The following is a 17903-nucleotide window of genomic DNA, read 5'->3' on the forward strand; positions in this document are numbered from 1 at the left end:
AGAACCTCGCCTAGGTCATCATCAGCCGCGGCCCCCTGCCCTTGGCGGTGCCAAGGACTTCATGAAACGCATTGAACGCGCTCGGGCGATCGTTTTTACGATAGATGAGGACCGTATCGACGGTCGCGAGTTGATGCGTCGGCGACGGCATTGGCCAATGCATGAGATCAAGAACCGACTTTGGCATCACGCCGGCCGCATTGCCGGTCGCCACACTAGCCAGGATCGCATGATAGGAGCCAAGCTCGGTGGTTTGCAAAGCGCTCGACTTGCGTGCCCAACCTTCGGCGATCCTTCGATAGGTGCATCCGGGTTCCAAAGCCGCAATTGATCGGACCCGCAAGTCGGCGGCCGATCGGATCGATGGATGACCGGATGGCAATACAAGCAATAGATCCTCGACAAACACCGGCTCGGCCTCAAGCTGTTCGAGTTCAGCATCAAGACCTGCATCTTCATCCAGCATCGCCTTGGGTGGCCAGGCGATCAGCGCGCAGTCTAAAACATCTAGCAGAACATCTCGGGCAAGATCACGGGACGCGCCAAGGGTTAGTTGGAGCGATATATCCGGCCACATCTGATTGAATTGGCTAAGTGCCGCGGGCAATCGGCTTGCCGCTGTACTTTCCATCGTTCCCAAACGCAATGTGCCCGATGGGCGCAAGGGCCTGACCGCCTGACGTGCTTCAAGTGCAAGCGCGGCAAGCCGATTGGCATAAATCAGAAACGTCTCGCCTTCTTTCGTCAGCGTCATCTTCTTGCCGTCGCGGCTGAAGAGCAAGACGCCAAGATAGTCCTCCAACTGCTGGGTCCGCGTCGTCACATTCGATGGCACGCGCCCGAGAGCTTTCGCGGCCCTGGTGACGCTTCGCTCACTGGCGACGGCGAGGAATATCTCTATCGATGAAAGGTCCAACGGAAAGATCTCGATTCAGGAATTAAGTTGCTCTATCATTCCCTATATAAAAATCATTGTCGCAGCTCAAGCATGTTTCGACATCGAGCCATGGAATGGGAGCGTTAAGGAGCGGATGGCAAAATCAGATCAAACGGACGAAATAGCCCACGAATACGCGTCACCCGCCTGCATGCTGCAGGAAGTCGACCCGGCTTATAGCGGTATCTCGTCCAGCGAGGACCGGGTCCCGGATATTTTCGCATGGCGAAAGGTGCAACGGCAAAGGCTGATCGACGAGCGAAAGGCCTTGTCGCTCGCACAACGCAAAGACTATGCGCGCTTAATCGCGGCCTATCTCGATCAGATCGTCACGGATGTCGCTGGCAAGCATGTCAGCCTGTTCTGGCCATTCCTGGGAGAGCCGGATCTTCGAGGATGGATGGCGGCCTTGACGGCCCGCGGCGCGGATTGCCTGCTGCCTGTGGTCATCGCCAAAGCAAAGCCCCTGCTCTTCCGATCATGGAAAATGGATGAGCGGCTTGAACGCGGGGTATGGAACATCCCGGTGCCGGCAGAAGGCAAAGAAGCCGTTCCAGACGTCGTCATAGCACCGCTCGTCGGCTTCGATGCACGCTCATTCCGGCTTGGTTACGGAGGTGGATTTTTCGATAGAACCCTCGCCGCCCTCGACCGCAAGCCTCTGATCATCGGCGTCGGCTTTGAATCGCAAAGAATCGAAACCATTCACCCCCTTGCTCACGATATTCCGATGGATGTGATCATCACCCAGGTCGGAGCGTACTGTCGATGAACTCCTGCGCAATACCTTTTCCACAAGGGCTCTATTCATGCCGGCCAATCTGGTAAACGAGCTGTTGCTGGTTCTCTCAATCGCTTGGAGCTGGAATGCCTTTATTCGGGTCTTCGACCCGAAGGCTCAAACACGACTACTACTATCGTTCAAGACGAGCGTTGCATCCAGTGTAGCCGTCGCGGCAACTGGTTTCGGCTTCCTTTACTATGGTCCAATAAGCGGTAGGGTCGTTTTTGGCTTCGGCATTGGTCTCTCATGCCTTTGGTCTTCAAAGGCAACCGATCCGGCACCAGTCATGCTGTCGTCAATTTCCATGCTGTTGTTTCTCGCAAGGGTTTAAGTCATAGGCTTTCGCGAGAGTGCGAAGCAGAGCGGCAATCGCTCTTAAAATAGGCAATGGCCACCGCCGGCCGCCCGTTTATCTCTTGGGACGTGGTCTTTCTGCTTTGGCATATGAATTGCGTCTTCATCGGAAGGCCGCCTGAAGAGACCATATTCATGTTGCAAATTTTGCCTTCATTGCTTTTGAGCGTCGCGCTTGGCTTGAGCTGGAATAGGTTTCTGCTCACGTTTTCCGGCCGGAACGACATCCTTCAAAACGAGATGCCGATGACGATGGTGGCCGCAGCCGTCAGCCTGTCCGCGCTTGGCCTCTCCATTGCCGACCAGGGATTATTGCTGGGAGCCGCAATTGTCCTACTTGGCTTGGGGCTTGCGGGCATCAGCAAAAGCTTTTCCAGTCCCATTGTCGGACTATCGATCCTCAGTCTTGCCACCTATCTGCAGTTGACACCGCATACCCACTAACCCCCCTGACGTTCGAGAGCCGCGCAAAAAGCACGCCTTGGATGAAAACGAGACCGCTAGCCTCTCCACCAAGTGCAACGTAGTCCGGCTTTCGCCAGCCGTGCCGTACATCAAATGAACGTTTCCACTACGGTAGTCTCTCGCGCCAAAAGCCGCTATCAAACTGACCAGCACAGCGAAGCTGATGGATAAGAAAATTGCGGCACCCTAGAGAAATGCGGTGACCGCCATACCAATCACTGCAGCGAGCATGGCGAGGCACGAAGCCCAACCAAATTTTTTCAAAACGCCTTTGACAACAAACTGCTTCATGACTTTTGGATTGGAGGCGATCAGCATCAGGATCACCATGACGGGGACGGCGACCACACCGTTGATCACCGCACTCCAGAACAGGGCCTTCATCGGCGAGATCGGCGTGAAGTTCAACAGCAGCCCAACCACGGTCGCCAGCCCGATGGTCGTGTAGAAGGCCTTCGCCTCGCTCGGCTCCCGTGACAGCCCCACTTTCCAGCGCGCCGCCTCGCCGACAGCATATGCCGCCGAACCGGCGAGAACCGGCACGGCCAACAGCCCTGTTCCAATAATGCCTGTTGCGAAGATAATCTTGGCGAATTGCCCGGCTAGCGGCTCGATGGCTTTCGCGGCATCGACGGAACTCTCGATGTTGGTCGTACCCGCCTTGTTGAGCGTGGCGGCGGTCGTCGTGATGATAGCGAGCGCGACGACATTGGATGCGGCCATGCCGATCAACGTATCCAGAGTAATTCGTGTATTCGCTTTCTTGGCCTCCTGCGGGTGCTCGATCAGCGCCTCCTCACGGGACTTTTCCTTCAGATCCTCCGCTTCCTGAGAGGCCTGCCAGAAAAAGAGATAAGGACTGATGGTCGTCCCGAAGATGGCGACGATCATCGACCAATAACTCGGATCCATCTTGAATGTCGGCAATACGAGCCCGCGTGCGAAGCTCGACCAATCCACATGCACGACAAACAGCGTTGCGATGTAGGAAAGCAATGCCAGACTCAACCACTTCAAGACAGCGACATAGCGCTTGTATTTGAGAAAGACCTGCAGAAGGATACATATGATGCCGAAAGCGGCGACATAGAGGAGCGCGTAGCCATTGATAAGCAAATGCGCCGCATCTCCCATTGCGCCAAGATCTGCGCCGAGATTGATGATATTGGCGATCAGAAGGGGAACTGTTACGGCGACGCCGACCCAGCCCGGATAGCATTTCGCCATGCTGCCTGCCAGCCCGCGACCCGTGGTCCTTCCGATGCGCGCGCTGATCATCTGTATGGCCACCATCAGCGGATACGTGAATATCAAGGTCCAGCTGGCCGCATAGCCGAACTGTGCTCCGGCCTGCGAATAGGTCGCTATCCCGCTCGGGTCATCGTCCGACGCACCGGTGACCAACCCGGGGCCGAGGATTTCCAAGATTCGTGGTTTTGAAGATTCGACAAGAACACTCCTGTCGTCCAAATCGTAGTCGCTCATGGAGTCTCCCAGCAAACGCCGACACGGCGCGCTTGCGCCGGCCACAGTTCTAATGAATCGCGCTTGCCGCCTGTTTGTTCCAAACAAGAAGGAGACGAAAAACGATATGAGCTCAAGACCTTGGTTCCTGTGGTCGCTCCGTCCCTGCGTTCGCGTTCACACTATTAATCCTCGGAAGAACGTTCGGCTCGCGTCTCAATTTGCGTGTTCGAGAGGAGGCGGATCATCAGATAGCCCGCCTTCAGAAAAGAAGAAACTTCAATGGCCGACAATGAACACAAGAACGAGGGCAAGTGCCGCAAGCGCGCTCACAGAATCTAGGAAGAAGGGCTGGCGGCCCGACGGTTGTCGTCTCGAACATTGGCAATGAGCGGAGGAGGAGCGCGAGCGCGAGGCCAATCCTCCAGCAATCCAAGACGGCAATGGCTCAGGGCGACCGAGCCTTTTCTGAAAACGGGCCGCTTGAATATTCCTCGAGATGGGTGCCGCTATTGACCTCTAGCCTTCGGCATTTCTACGGCAACGTACGAAATCGTCATGGTCAATGCCAACTGCACCACCGGGATCCTGTCCGGCCCAGCGATTTCAACGACGAGCCGTTCCCCGTCTTTTCTTGGAATTCCGTCCGCAGCCATTTCCGCGAGTATCTTCTTTGCCTCATCAACAGCGGCCAGCAGATCTGGAAAGTCCAGACCATTCTCGTCCTCCCAGGCGCTTTCGCTGTCTCGCGTCAAAAAGTAAAATACCGTCATTTCCTGATCCAAAGAGGTGTGGCAGCAACGCACGCAAACAATATGAGGCATTGCATCTTTACGTCCAAGTTGCTTAACCCACTCGATAAGTGTGCCATAGCGGGCGATCTCCTAAGGCTCGATGGCTTGCGCTGACGAGAAATGACCGGCATCGAGCGGGGTATCTTCCATCATCTAGTCGGCTTCGACGATGATCCGCTGGATCGCTTCGCATTTGTTGCTGCCTGCCGCCTTTCCAAGGAGCTCGAAGTCTCGCTCCAGACGTTGAACGTGACCTTAGGTTTGATCCCGATGATGAAGAAGGCCGTCCTTGCCTTCTTTCCCCTGAGCGGCACGGGCCATCTTGGAGAAGAAGCCCGCCGATGCGGGCTTCTTCCGAATTCCTTAAGAATTCTTATGGCTCTGTTGCCCAGCCTTCACATGCTGTTCATGAGAGCCGCCGCGTTCGCCGCCGGACTGCTGGTCCTTTTGCGACGAAGCCTGTTTCGTATCGGTATTCTTGTGGCTCTGTTCGCCCGCCTTGACGTGCTGTTCGTGGGAGCCGCCTCTATTATTGGTCATGGTGTTTCTCCTCTAGCTTAGTTGCGAGACCTCTTTTAGTCTCGCCCTGACCAACAGCCGGACGACGATTTGGTTCCCCTTATCTCCACAATAATCGAATGACGGACGGATGGTTATGGAATGAGGGCTAACCTACCGAATACATCTCCCGTCTCCATCTTGCGATGTGCAGGAATGACCTGGTCCAAGGCGAATACCTCGGCCACGACAGCTTTCAGTTCTTTCCGACTTGCCGCAGCGAATAACTCCGCCACAACTGCACGTCGAGCTGCCGGCTCAACCGTATGTGCGCTAAAGGTGGCAAATGAAAGTGATTTCTGGAAAGCTGCATACATCCCCGCAGCAAAATCCGCTGGAGGAAAACCGGCGATGGCACCAACTGCCACCATGCGACCGTTGGAATTGAGCCGGCTAAAGTAGGATGCGAGTTCCGGCCCGCCAACGATGTCTATGATCACGTCATACCCCGATGGCGAGCCCCGGCCATCGCCAGTTCGATCAAGGACGATGCTGGCTCCAAGTTTGCGCAGGCAGTCGCCCCGTTCGGGCGAAGAGGCGGTGACGGCAATGATACCGGCGCCAGCGCGAACAGCGAGTTGGACCGCCATGACGCCAATGCCTCCAGCTGCTCCACGCACAAGTAACGACTCTCCTGGAACGAAATGGGCGTGACGAATGGCAAAGTGTGCCACGATCCCAGAGCTTCCGAGCGTTACCGAATCCACTGGCGACAGATTAGACGGCAGTATGACAATGTCCTCGACTGGCATCCTCACCTTCTCTGCGTAGCCACCACCAGACCCGGTGAATGCCCACACGCGCTTTCCTATCCATGAAACATCAACGCCAACGCCGGCCGCAGATATTTTTCCTGCCACCTCGCTCCCCGGAATAAATCCTTCCCTGAATCCGAAGGCGGCCAGCGCACCGCTACGAATCATTTTATCGACTGAGCCAACGCCGACAGCCTCCACGGCGATCACGACCTGTCCTTCGGCTGGCATTGGATCAGGACAGCTAATAATCGATAGTCCTTCAGGACCACCGAAATTTTTGACCACAACTGCTCTCATAGGCTGCCTCCATGTGCGACGAGCGTTAAAAGTCGTCGGATCTCTTGCGGACGAAACGTTCGTCAGAAACGTAACGTGCTTTACAGAGCCTGCAAGAATGGACAGTTATGTTCATAGGGAACATCGATGACCGCGCTTGGAGCTTCGAATGACGGATAAAGGGATTGGGTTGAACGAACTTGCCGAACTTGGCCCGCACGGTCAGCAGAGCTGTCTGGCTCACGCGCAAATCCTTCAACGACTGGGCGACAAGTGGACGATCTTGGTCGTTGGTGCCTTGGTTGCAGGACCAGTGCGTTTTAACGCACTTCTGCGAGCAATCCACGGCATCTCGCACCGAATGCTCACTCTGACGCTACGAGGATTGCAGCGCAGCGGCGTGGTTTCCCGCAGGACTTATCCAACGACGCCGCCAAAGGTAGAATATGAGCTAACGCCACTGGGCCACTCACTCGTTGAGCCGCTGCGCCATATCGTTGTCTGGGCGCAGCACAATGAGCAGCGCATCACCGCTGCGAGAGCGATTTTTGACCATCACGATGGGGCGAATGGGTAGCGCGATGAGTGTGGCCAGGCAACCATCCCTCCGATATCGGGCTAGTTGACACTGTCAAGACCTTGCCGGCGATGGAAGCGCTTGGTCGTACCGTCGCCGGCGAGGAGATCTTGAAGAACTCCTTTGCAAACTTCGCGTTCGAGAACTTCGAGATCGCTGCCCATAGGTGATTGCTGAGAATTGTCGAGGCTGACGGATACCGTGCGGCGAAGCCGGGCTGCAGGCGAATCTCGCCGAGGGCCCGTCAACGTCGAGGCGAATAAGGGATTGTGAAATATACAGTCTGAAGCTGTTTCCCGTTCTTCTGCCTTTTAGCGATCGGCGCTCGTCGCCAATCGCTTTTTTTACCATATCCGCAGCCCGCCGCATTAAAATGCGGGGAATTGTATTATTAATTAATGCCACGCGCAGATATATGTGTAACCTTAGATGAGCAGGTCGGGGTCAGGCTGAATTCAATCGTACGTTGAATTGAGCCTAGCGTTAGCCCTGCAGAGTTCGTCCGGGCGGAGCGGTGCAGAATGAACCAGGCAATTGAGGTTCGAGAGCGGGCCAATCAACATATGGTCGGTTTAAATCCTCAAAATGCAAGTCCGCGAAAAGTGGTTATGCCGGTTAGGCTGCTCATTCGAGTGCATTGCGGCGGAAATTTTGAGTGATATTCATCCTTATTGGTTGATACGTTATCCAACATGCATCTGCCTCGTTCCTATGCGAGTCGCATGAAGCAGCCTCCATTGGTCAAGGGAGGCCTCTCTGCGAGAAGCGCTCAACGCGTGCAAGAGCATCTCCAGCGAAATTTTTCGCAAAAGATACTTGTTGCGGAGCTCGCGGCGGTCGCCGGCATTTCGCCGAACCATTTCATCGTGCGGTTTGCCAAGACGTTTGCCATGCCGCCGCATCGGTATGTCATTAATCTGCGCCTGGATTTTGCGGAAAAGCTGCTTGTCGAAGGCCGACTTCCGCTTTCCGAAATCGCCTATTTGGCGGGTTTTTCCGATCAAAGCCACCTGGCAACCACCATGAAGCGCTATCGGGGAAAAACGCCGACGGAACTTCGGTTCATACGTTAAAGGACGCGAATGCAAGCCGCAGAGCCTGATCACTCCTGCAGACATCGCGTGTTGCTATTGACGACCATCCTGCCGGATAGGGCATCACTAACAAACATATAGTCTTCTCAATGACGTAATGCCCTATGATCGAACGGCCGCGCCATCGTTTCGGCGCAGGTGTCAGAAGAACGGTCACCGGAACCCTATTGTGCTGTCAACGTTTAGCCTCTGCAAGCGTGAGGGATGGCCGCGGTGAGCGCTCATTTACTTGCGACGTGCGCGGGTCCTGCTTCCCTCAAGAGAGCCGCCGACGGGAGCCGGAACGGTTGCTCGTCCCAGGCCAAGTAATGGACGACCGGAAAGGCAAGTTGAGGAATTCTCGATGCATCTGACGAACACGAAAGCTACACACGGATAGACTTCTGGAAGGTCGATTTCATCGGCGACCAGGGAGAGCGGGTCACCGTTATTGTACCAGAAGGCGAAGCTTCCCAAGAAGATAGCGCCATCAACCGGGCGAAAGCGATGATGGTCGAATTAACGGCGTTCGGAACCCGTGGCGGAGCTAAAAGCTTGAACAAATACGACGCCATGAGCAACGGAAACTTCGACAACGGAGGTTTGCCCTCGGATCCGCGACATTAGCGCCTGTGGTTCCCAAATGGCGTCCCATCGAACCACTATGGGATCGCTCGGCAGCAAGGTGACAGAGACGACTTCTAGTGGATAGACGCAGAAGTCGGAGCGTTGATCCGCGTGGCCCATACCCCGACATAAGTTCCAATTAGCATGGTAGAAAGGTCTTCAACCGTACGGCAACCACCGTCGAAGAGCTTTAGAGCCGCACTTGTCAAAGTGTTCGACGCTTGCTCGTCCGGTTCGACCGAATAGAATGTGAACCATGCGTTGACGGCCTCGGAAAGCATGCGAAAGTCCGTATCCGATTGCGGGTTTCTCATCTCGCACCTCCTATCAGGTTTTGCAGATAGGGTCCGCTGGCGCTCGGTCAAGCGAGCACGACGACGTAGGACGCTTCCGTTCGGCTAACTCGTAAAACAGTGCTTCCTGTTCCACGGTGTCCGTCGTAAGCGGCCATTGAAATTGAAATAGTAGCGCTTACCCTTTGCCATCTGCGGTCGGCGAAGAGTGCGGCGGTTATAGGAAGGCCATTCTATGGATATCAGACGGGGTGAGATCGTCCATATAGATGCATGGGCCCGGTTGCGCTCCGCTCTATGGCCTGGGCCCCGCTTCAGAAGCATACTGACGAACTACGGGCAATGCTCGATGGAAGCGTCACGGACGCATTCGGTTTCGTGGCCAAGCTTTCCTCTGGCGATCTCGTGGGTTTCGCCGAGGCGTCGCTACGGCGCGACTACGTCAACGGATGCTCTTCTTCTCCTGTCCTGTTTCTAAAGGGGATTTATGTTGACCCCACTTACAGGCGTGCGAAAATAGCACGGGGACTTTTCGAAGCAGTTCGAGCCTTCGGAAAATCATTGGACTGCAGTGAATTTGCCTCCGATGCCGCGTTCGATGAGGTCGACAGCCACGCGCTTCTTCAAGCTCTCGGCTTCGAGGAAACCGAGCGCGTCGTATTTTTCCGCCAGATTTTGTAGTGACCCCGTAAGGCAGACTATTATGCCGACCTCGGCCCAATTCGTTCCTGGTGATACGCATTGGACGTGGATTTCTTTGCCGCCGCGGCGATATTGAGGACGCGCATTCGGGCCTTAAGTTGCTCGCCTCGACGTCGACGAGCATCGCGTCGGTGAGACCATCTAGTTAGCGGTATAAGGAAAGAACGTTGCGCCGCTGTTATTGGCCGATTCTCCTTGTCACCAGTCACATCGTCACATTGAAAGGATCCAAACCCATATTTATGCGTTGATTTGGACGGGATGGCTGGTGCTCGTCGCTGCCAATGTACGCCACGCGTCGGCAACGCATCGATCGAACTAGCTGCAACACCTCCAGGTGATCTATGCGAAGCACTCCTCCATCACATTCGGATCTTTCCTCCACGACCCAATCAGATCGGATGCCCCGCTCGAAGCTTTCGAAGTCATTGACGCTCGCGGCCATGAGCCTTGGCTACGGTGTGGTTCAGCTTGACGTCACAATCGTCAACACGGCCCTGAACAGTATGGGGACATCGCTCGGGGGTGATGTTTCCGAACTGCAATGGGTGGTCAGCACCTATACCGTCGCTTTTGCTGCCTTCATCCTCACTGCGGGCGCCTTGGGCGACCGTATCGGGGCGAAGAAAGTCTTTATGACGGGCTTCGCCATCTTCACCCTCGCGTCGGTAGCGTGCGCGCTTGCTCCGGTGGTTCCTCTGCTGATCGCCGCAAGGGCGATACAGGGACTTGGCGCCGCAATTCTGGTCCCAAATTCACTCGCACTTTTAAACCATGCCTATGCGGATGAAAAAGAACGTGGCCGCGCAATCGGCATGTGGGCTGCGGGAGCGAGCCTTGCGCTGACGGCGGGGCCTCTTATCGGCGGCGGGTTGATCCTTCTGGCGGGATGGCGGTCGATCTTTCTGGTGAACCTGCCCATCGGTCTCATCGGTCTTTGGCTGACCTGGCGCTACGCCCAAGAAACCGCTCGGTCGCCTCAGCGCGAAATCGACCTATACGGTCAGCTTGCGGCAATCGCGGCGCTGGGCTGCCTTGCCGGCGCACTTATCGAGGGTGGTGCGATGGGCTGGGGCAGTCCTTTGATCATCGCGGGTTTCGTTTCGTCCGCCGTGTTGATTATCCTGTTCATTTTGCAGGAACTGCGCGGATCGCAGCCGATGCTGCCGCTTTCACTGTTCAAACATCGTATGTTTGCCCTGACATCGCTCGTCGGCCTTCTGGTCAACGTGGCGTTCTACGGGCTGATCTTTGTCTTCAGTCTGTACTTTCAGCGCCTCAATGGAATGTCGCCATTCGCCACCGGCTTGGCTTTCCTGCCCATGATGGGCGCGGTCTTGCCGGTCAATCTGGCGGCCGCGCGCGTATCCGAACGCATCGGTGCGCCGGCGACTATCGCCATAGGCGCGGTGATGGCGGCCTGCGGATGCCTTGCATTGCTCGGCATCCGACATGGCACAAACTATTGGGCAACTTGCGCGCAGCTTGTCGCGATCGGAGCCGGTCTCGGTTTGCTGGTGCCACCCCTCACATCCGCGCTTTTGGGAAGCGTTGAAAAGGCGCGCTCAGGCATTGCCGCCGGTGTCCTTAATTCGACGCGGCAAACCGGCAGCGTTCTGGGCGTGGCACTGTTTGGTTCGCTGATTGGTCAACCCGACACTTTCGTTACCGGTGCGCACACCGCCTTGGCAATCTCAGCAGGTCTTCTTTTTGCGGCAGCCGTCGCAATGCTGTCCGCTCGTCTCTTCAAGGAAGGGTAAACCGGATGTGGCCGATAGGGTAGTTCCGAGCATCAGAACCGTACCGTGACGTTGACCCATCACGCCTGCCCAGAAACGGTATCAGCCGGCAAAAAAATCCTCGAAAACCGTAGAAAAACAAGCGTCGTGGCCGGGACACTAGCCGAGTAATTCCCTTCGAAAGGAAATTTCGAATTAGAATATGCTACTATGTTCATAAATGTAAACAGAACAAAGAAGACACATTCCATGTTTATACTGCGGCGCAACCGTATTATTCCGCACCTGCGATATACATTCAAGCTTTTCTCCCGTCTATGGTACAATCTGGGCGTGCGTCTAGTTTGTCGAGGCTGGCGAGATCTATGAGAGGAGTGACATAGTTCTGTCTCTCATACGCATGGGTACCTGGATATTCTTGCTGCAAATTACATCCACGCTACCAATCTGCGTGTAAACCAGCACCGAACATTAACCCCTTGGCTCAAAATCATTGTGGAATTCAACACTACCTTCGAGCTGAGAGCGGTTACCTCGACTTTTGGCGTTTGAGGGAATTTGCGCATAGCGAAGATCGGCCGGCATGACCGCGGATAGCTCAATACAATTATTTCAGCGCGGCCATATTGGTTGATTGCCCGCGGTGCGCAGGCAATCTCCGAAACAATGTTAGCATCGAGAGAGATGTTCATTCCCTGGGTCTTATAGGGATAGAACTCCTCTATATTGTTCTGCGTATTGCTGAGGACAATATAGCGGACAGGTTTTTCAAGCAGCTTCAAAAAATTATTGCGAAGACGCTCATATTTTGCCGCAATTCTCTCAACGTCGTCTTGGTTCACCTCATCGCTTAACTTCTAGTGCCAAAACCAAACTTTGAAATCCTCCAACCGCAGGGCTTCTTGAGCATGGACGGGCACATAGAGGGATTGGGCGGTGATCGGCCCAAACAGCAGGCGGTCCGCGACTTTTGCGATATCTGCCGCGCTGACAAAAACCCAATTGAAGAACCCGGACGTTTCGCGCAGCCGATCATCTAAGAGTGAGGAAAGGAACCCGACATGCCGCTGCAGCTGCTGAGCGGTTTGGCAAGAAACGCCGACGCTAATAAAAGCCTGATTTTCGCTGACGACAGACATGTAGATATCCGAAAAGAAAGCGGGTTCGGTTTGTTTGCACAGTTCGTGGCGTTTTGTGAAGAGGGTCTCCGCCTCGATTATGCTACTATTGTCATCGGTGTCCGTGCATTGAAGCCTGATCAGGCGTCTGCCGGTCAGGGGATGCAGCACTACGGAGCTGTCACTCTCGAATATGATCCATACTGCTAACGCCTTTCAACTCCGCAAGCGTTACCGTTCGCCCGATCCATGTGCCTCCGATGCCATGCTTACCCAAAGCCATCCAACGTACAGTGTAGAAAGGCGAACCAAGTCATGCGGCCATTTGCCCAGCGATTGTATCGCCACACTGAAGCACGCTCGGCTTTCCAGTCAACGACCGCGTGGGAGTATCGGGCTCGGCGAAACCATTCGTGCTTCCGACCGTGGCTGAGATCGTCTAAGTCGTGGAGTGTTCCCGTTGGGTGATCCGGGTGTGATGTTAGCGCATGCTTGGGCCGCAAGCATTCAGCTTTCAGATCCAATTCACATCGGATCTCCTGTCGGACGTGCCTGGGCTGAGCGGCTCTGCCGTTCTTGGCGTGAGGCTGCGACATATTTCCGTCGGCTTCAGCGGCAATTCTGCTGAAAGGCCTAGCTCATCTAGGTGTAAGCGCCTCCCCAGCCCGGATGGCACGGGATTGCTCGCAAGCTGAAACCAGAGCGTGATCACGAAAGGTATTTCCATGGCGCGCGCGTTTGGTCACCGGCCCCGGATCGAGCTGTTTCTGTTCATCCTTGCCGTGAGCTGGAATCCTGCGGCCGCTGAAATCGCGCCGATAAGCGACCAGCCCTGCAATACATGCATCCGGATTAGGGTCGGGCTTCCACACGTCGTCCGAGGGCCGGCTGCTGACATGGCTGATAATCGCTTTACCGAGATCCAGATACCCGGTGGAGGCTTTCGTGGCTTTGACGCCCATGGTGATACTCGCGCCATAGATGGACGGTCTCCAGGGGATATGGGCGGCCCCGAGCGTACCGTGCTGCGTCCAGGCAAGCCTGGAACATACGACGCGTGCGGACAATGGCTGAACCACGCCGAACTTATCGGCACCACGGTCATCGGCTTTATCCATGATGAAACCGCATGCAAATACCAGCTGGGCCAAACGCACAAATCCATGTCCCTTGCCGTCTCAATCGATTATGGCCTGACTTGGAACAGCCTTGGACAAATCATCACTGGCACTGACGATCCGACAGCAAACAAGAATACCGGTGAAGGCGATTGCACCGGCATCAATGGACAAGACGGCTATTACTATGCCTATTGCTTCCGCCCGAGAGATGGAGCGCTGATCGTCGCACGCGCGCCGGTTTCCAGCCAACGTCCAGGCAATTGGATGAAGTTCTTCCAAGGCAAATGGGAACAGCCTGGATTGGGAGGAGAAGCGACACGCCTCATGAACGGATCGGGCGTCAGCGCGGCCCGCTGGACGACGACCGGCCAAACCGTGCTGACGGGCTGGGTAAAGGGCGGCCTCGGATTGTTTCTGAGCCGCGATCACACCACGCTCACGCCGCTGCCCGAGCCGCTGCTTGCTGTCGACCCCAGAGAGTGGAAACGTCCCGCTCCATCAGAACTCATCTTCTATCCGGTGATCCTCGACGCCACGACCGGCGCCAATCAACTCGCGAATTCGTGGATGCTGGTCTACGCCTACATGCAGCCCAACGAAGGCAGCAATCGGAAATATCTGGTCTTCCGCGATGTGACCGTGTCGGCGTCCGATACGCCGGGATCCCCACAGGTCGGGGTGCTGCTCGCGCGCTGGTATGATGCAGCCTTACACGACCGCTGGTCCACGACGGCGGCGGTGCCGGGAAATGATACCATCTACAGGCTTGAAGCGCAGTCGGGCTATCTGATGACGGTCGCCCCAACTGGCCAACCATCCTCGGAGTTGGAAGATTGTGTCAGTGCCCACCCCGGACATCTCGATCATCTGCTTGCCAAGAAAGGCTTTTGCGAAGCCCACGCGTATCAGCGACTGCGCACGGCGGGCTGGGTCTATGTCCGGCAGGAAACCAACACCCAACCGCTCTACCAGTGTTACTCCGACACCGAACATTCGCATTTTGCAGCCAATCGACCGGACTGCGACGGCAAAGGCCAAATGGAAACGCTGCTCGGCTACGACCTCATTCAATAGTCGCCAATTGGTGCGGAGATGAAACCATGACACGCTCCCAAAAAACCGTCGCCGGCTTCCTCATGGGACTTGCCGGGGTTCTGGTTCTATATTTGGCTCCAGCAACAGCGCAGGCAGACGCCATTCTGACCGGTATCAACTTCGTTCATCCCACCTCTTTCAGCGTCGCGGATCAGAACGCGGCATTGGCTCATATGAAGGCCGCCGGCGTGCACATCATCCGGTTCGGGATGGAGGACAAAGAAGACGAGAACCTCGATTTTATCAGGCGCGCCCATGCGCAGAACATTGGGGTGGTTCTGATATTCCACGGCAAATACGCACCAGGCGCTGCGGTGCGACCCTATCGGCCGAAAGAGTTCCCGGGCATGTGGGCAGGTCCGCCGATTTCGTTCCTCGCCCCCGACCTTTCCCGCATCTATTTCCAGCAGTTCATGGACAAGCTCGACGCCGCTGGGATCGCCCTGGCCGGGATCGAATTGGAAAATGAGATCAATATGGCCGGCAACAATCCGGACTTTAGCTTGCCTGGCGAGGGACGCGTGCTCGGTCTCGATGATCTTAGTCACGATTCCGAGGGCCAAAAGGTCGCCAAAGGCTATCTGCAATATCTGAGGGTTTTGGCTGCTCTCAAGGATGTTCGGGATCATTCGAGCCTCAGCCGACAAGCGCCGCTATTGCCTTTCAGTCTTGTCGACACCGGACCCGAGGGCGCCTGGCCGACGCCTAAGAATTATGACGGCGTCAGCCCCGGCGCCACCATGACGTTTCTTCGTAACAACGGTTTGGACAAGCTCGTCGACGATTACAATCTTCACACCTACCCGTGGGCTGACGGGCCGGGCGAAAAGGCTTCCGCCATCCATCGCCTGCGACGGTTGCAGCAGCTCGCGCTGCCGCTATGCTCTCCCGCCGGCTCATCGAGCGGCAAACCATGCTGGGTGACGGAATGGGGTTTCCCCAACGATAGCAAGAGTTGCCCGTCCGACGAGCGCGCGCGTAGCCTTCTGGTCCAGGAAATGATGGGGGATTTTCGCCAGCTGACTCAGGAAAAGCGCCTCACCGGACTGATCTATTATTCGTGGCTTGGCGAGGCCCGCTTCGATGTTTACCGATGTGGTTCACTCACGAAGACCGGGCAACTCGCAATTGGGCCGATCACCGCGCATTGAGGAAATGCATGCCCAAGGTTTCTAACCACGAACTATTGTATGCCGGTGCTCCGCATGTTCCATAAGTTGAATTGGCCACATTGGGTCGCGGTGTTCGCGGCCCTGTCGTTTGCTCGCCGGCTTGGTCGCAGCCATCCCCTCACAACGCCCCGGTGCGTTCCGAGAACGGTCTTATCGTGTTGCAAAATTGATAGTCTGTAGCCTTGAACACGCGTTGTCGAATGGGCAGCAATCGCATTTGCCAGTTGCCACGGGCAGAGCTGGTTGTACAAACCCAGACACCCTCCAGAAGACGGATGATCCGTGCGCTGGCGTAGAAAGATCTGGTGCAGACATCTAGATGCCAAGAGGGCGCAATCGGCCGATGCGGTTCGGGACGAACCATACGCTATTCGCCACGGCCTGCGCCGCCCGATCTGAGCAATGCCCTAGAAAAAATAACCCGCCCAAAAATGGTGCGTTGACGGACTTTGCCAAGCACCTGCACAATTCGGTTGCGGCTATTAAACTCGGACAACGACCATCCGGAGACCGCTCAATGTTCACTTGGGGTTTAGACACATGACGTCCAGGAAATCGACTGCAGCGGCTGTCGCGCTGGCCTTCACCCTCAGCACAGGCATTGCTTCCGCTGCGCAATTCGGCGCGATTGCCTATTCGAAAAATACAGGCTCGTACGGCTCTTCCCACAACTATTCTTCGCGGGATGGCGCCGAGGAGGAAGCGTTGTCCGGATGCTCCTCCTACGCCGATGATTGCAGGGTGGTCGTCTACTTCCGCAATGCGTGCGGTGCACTCGCCGTCGGCAGCAACCTGGGCTATGGCTATGGTTGGAGCGCGAGCCGCAACCAAGCACAAGACATTGCGCTTGGGAACTGTGACGCAAATGATAGCGGCTGTCACGTCAAGAGCTGGACCTGCTCGAAATAGCATTCGACACATTTTCGAACCTGGTGTCTCCAAGGGAGAGCGTCATACGGCAGGCGATCCATATGCTCGATCTGGCGTTGAGCCTGACGGGGCCGGTCGAAGGCGTCCTGGCGTTGACGGCGACGACCCGATTATCTAGCGGGACGCGCAACCGACGGTCAGGATATGCACGAATGAGGCCAGAAGCTCAGGATCAAAGTGGCCTTTCGATCCAAGCATTGTGCCAATCGCCTCTGAACGAGACCACGCGCGTTTATATGGCCTTGTGGCGGTGAGTGCAGCATATACGTCGCAGATCGATGCGATGCGGGAACGTCAGGAATGTCCTTGCCCGCAAGCTGGTGCGGATAGCCGGTTCCATCGAACCTCTCATGATGATGGCGACAAATATCCAATACTGCTTTCGGGACGTTGGCGGCGTGGGCAATCATTTGATGTCCCAAGTCAGGGTGCGTCCTCATAGCCATCAGTTCCGCCGCCGAAAATTGGCTAGATTTTTGCAGCAGTCGACCTGGCAGGATCAATTTTCCGATATCGTGGAGCAGACCGCCCAAGCCGAGCAGTCTTACTGTTTCCCGGATGAGGCCGAGATGTCTGCCGAAAGCGATCATCAGGGCGCTGACGACCAGCGAATGATGTTCAATCTTCTCTCCCGCGTATTCCAGATTTGCTATGTTGATCAGCGTGCTGGTGCTTGATGACATAAGTCGTCCAACAATCCTGAGCGTAGCTTCAATACGCACGGCGCGATCAAGCCTTATCGAGGCAAATAGGCTCTCGATTCCTGGTCGCAATTCTGCGGTCAGCCGTTGGGCAAACCTGATCTGTTCTGCCTTGGGCGGCGCATCGAGAGCGCCGACATATGCAGGCAATTCCCCACTTCGAAAGACGTCTGGCTCGAAGCTAAACCCCTTCCGCGAGTCCATAACCCCGTTCAACTCATGACGCAGCATTGCAGCCTCGATTTCCGCGCGCCAGGCGCCACAAAAGTGGATTTCCAGACGATCCTGCCGTCGCCGAGCATTCTATTCTTTGACGAAGGGTGATCCGCCTAATAAATCCACTTATCCGCGTCGAAGATACTGAG

17 protein-coding genes and 1 pseudogene are annotated in these 17903 nt (G+C 55.8%); 10 read left to right on the forward strand and 8 right to left on the reverse strand.

The window, feature by feature from the left end; translation table 11 throughout:
* Window positions 1–10 precede the first annotated feature (10 nt).
* Entirely contained in the window at window positions 11–916 is a 906-nt protein-coding gene (locus tag GA0061101_RS20575; protein ID WP_092574685.1) for a LysR family transcriptional regulator, read from the reverse strand.
* On the opposite strand from GA0061101_RS20575, the gene GA0061101_RS20580 reads away from it, so the two are divergent.
* Both GA0061101_RS20580 and GA0061101_RS20585 read left to right on the forward strand, forming a co-directional pair.
* Window positions 861–1709: a 5-formyltetrahydrofolate cyclo-ligase gene (locus GA0061101_RS20580; RefSeq protein WP_342587924.1), complete on the forward strand. Its 849-nt coding sequence runs from the start codon at window positions 861–863 to the stop codon at window positions 1707–1709. The genes GA0061101_RS20575 and GA0061101_RS20580 overlap by 56 nt on opposite strands.
* A gap of 399 nt (window positions 1710–2108) precedes the next feature.
* The gene (locus tag GA0061101_RS20585; RefSeq protein ID WP_092574687.1) at window positions 2109–2519 is read left to right on the forward strand and encodes a hypothetical protein; all 411 of its coding nucleotides are present in this window, start codon (window positions 2109–2111) and stop codon (window positions 2517–2519) included.
* 207 nt (window positions 2520–2726) lie between these two features.
* Here GA0061101_RS20585 and GA0061101_RS20590 read toward each other — a convergent pair whose 3' ends face one another.
* The gene (locus tag GA0061101_RS20590) at window positions 2727–4025 is read right to left on the reverse strand and encodes an NRAMP family divalent metal transporter (protein WP_092574688.1); all 1299 of its coding nucleotides are present in this window, start codon (window positions 4023–4025) and stop codon (window positions 2727–2729) included.
* Between the two features lie 488 nt (window positions 4026–4513).
* Window positions 4514–4777: a DUF6894 family protein gene (locus GA0061101_RS20595; RefSeq protein ID WP_092574691.1), complete on the reverse strand. Its 264-nt coding sequence runs from the start codon at window positions 4775–4777 to the stop codon at window positions 4514–4516.
* 141 nt (window positions 4778–4918) lie between these two features.
* On the opposite strand from GA0061101_RS20595, the gene GA0061101_RS41100 reads away from it, so the two are divergent.
* A complete protein-coding gene (locus GA0061101_RS41100; protein WP_167669578.1) occupies window positions 4919–5359 on the forward strand; it encodes a hypothetical protein in 441 nt (146 codons plus the stop codon).
* Between the two features lie 92 nt (window positions 5360–5451).
* On the opposite strand, the gene GA0061101_RS20605 is transcribed toward GA0061101_RS41100, so the two are convergent.
* Window positions 5452–6411, reverse strand: a complete 960-nt coding sequence (locus GA0061101_RS20605) for a zinc-binding dehydrogenase (protein ID WP_092574696.1) — start codon at window positions 6409–6411, stop codon at window positions 5452–5454.
* A gap of 148 nt (window positions 6412–6559) precedes the next feature.
* Between GA0061101_RS20605 and GA0061101_RS20610 the strand changes: the two genes are divergently transcribed.
* The 4 genes and pseudogenes from GA0061101_RS20610 (at window position 6560) to GA0061101_RS20635 (ending at window position 11422) form a co-directional block, all read left to right on the forward strand.
* A complete protein-coding gene (locus GA0061101_RS20610; protein ID WP_092574698.1) occupies window positions 6560–6967 on the forward strand; it encodes a winged helix-turn-helix transcriptional regulator in 408 nt (135 codons plus the stop codon).
* A gap of 776 nt (window positions 6968–7743) precedes the next feature.
* Entirely contained in the window at window positions 7744–8040 is a 297-nt protein-coding gene (locus GA0061101_RS20615) for a helix-turn-helix domain-containing protein (protein ID WP_245297519.1), read from the forward strand.
* Between the two features lie 1155 nt (window positions 8041–9195).
* A pseudogene (gene aac(6') / locus GA0061101_RS20630) lies at window positions 9196–9641 on the forward strand (aminoglycoside 6'-N-acetyltransferase).
* A gap of 422 nt (window positions 9642–10063) precedes the next feature.
* Window positions 10064–11422, forward strand: coding sequence for an MFS transporter (locus GA0061101_RS20635; RefSeq protein ID WP_092574704.1), 1359 nt, complete (start codon window positions 10064–10066; stop codon window positions 11420–11422).
* A gap of 407 nt (window positions 11423–11829) precedes the next feature.
* On the opposite strand, the gene GA0061101_RS20640 is transcribed toward GA0061101_RS20635, so the two are convergent.
* The 3 genes from GA0061101_RS20640 to GA0061101_RS38755 all read right to left on the reverse strand — a co-directional run bounded on the left by GA0061101_RS20640 (window position 11830) and on the right by GA0061101_RS38755 (window position 13481).
* Window positions 11830–12243, reverse strand: coding sequence for a hypothetical protein (locus GA0061101_RS20640; protein WP_092574705.1), 414 nt, complete (start codon window positions 12241–12243; stop codon window positions 11830–11832).
* Between the two features lie 15 nt (window positions 12244–12258).
* Entirely contained in the window at window positions 12259–12540 is a 282-nt protein-coding gene (locus GA0061101_RS20645) for a DUF1796 family putative cysteine peptidase (RefSeq protein ID WP_141694099.1), read from the reverse strand.
* Window positions 12541–13157: 617 nt separating this feature from the next.
* Entirely contained in the window at window positions 13158–13481 is a 324-nt protein-coding gene (locus GA0061101_RS38755; protein WP_141694100.1) for a hypothetical protein, read from the reverse strand.
* 39 nt (window positions 13482–13520) lie between these two features.
* On the opposite strand from GA0061101_RS38755, the gene GA0061101_RS20650 reads away from it, so the two are divergent.
* The 3 genes from GA0061101_RS20650 to GA0061101_RS20660 all read left to right on the forward strand — a co-directional run bounded on the left by GA0061101_RS20650 (window position 13521) and on the right by GA0061101_RS20660 (window position 16816).
* Window positions 13521–14714, forward strand: a complete 1194-nt coding sequence (locus GA0061101_RS20650; protein WP_092574707.1) for a hypothetical protein — start codon at window positions 13521–13523, stop codon at window positions 14712–14714.
* 194 nt (window positions 14715–14908) lie between these two features.
* Window positions 14909–15886 (forward strand): hypothetical protein, encoded by a 978-nt coding sequence (locus GA0061101_RS20655; protein ID WP_141694101.1) that lies wholly within the window; start codon window positions 14909–14911, stop codon window positions 15884–15886.
* Window positions 15887–16447: 561 nt separating this feature from the next.
* A complete protein-coding gene (locus GA0061101_RS20660; protein ID WP_092574710.1) occupies window positions 16448–16816 on the forward strand; it encodes a DUF4189 domain-containing protein in 369 nt (122 codons plus the stop codon).
* 158 nt (window positions 16817–16974) lie between these two features.
* Here GA0061101_RS20660 and GA0061101_RS20665 read toward each other — a convergent pair whose 3' ends face one another.
* Window positions 16975–17769, reverse strand: coding sequence for an HD-GYP domain-containing protein (locus GA0061101_RS20665; RefSeq protein WP_092574711.1), 795 nt, complete (start codon window positions 17767–17769; stop codon window positions 16975–16977).
* Window positions 17770–17903: the final 134 nt, after the last annotated feature.

Origin of the sequence: Martinezella lusitana (assembly GCF_900094565.1) — a bacterium.
In the GTDB taxonomy this organism is placed as follows: domain Bacteria; phylum Pseudomonadota; class Alphaproteobacteria; order Rhizobiales; family Rhizobiaceae; genus Rhizobium; species Rhizobium lusitanum.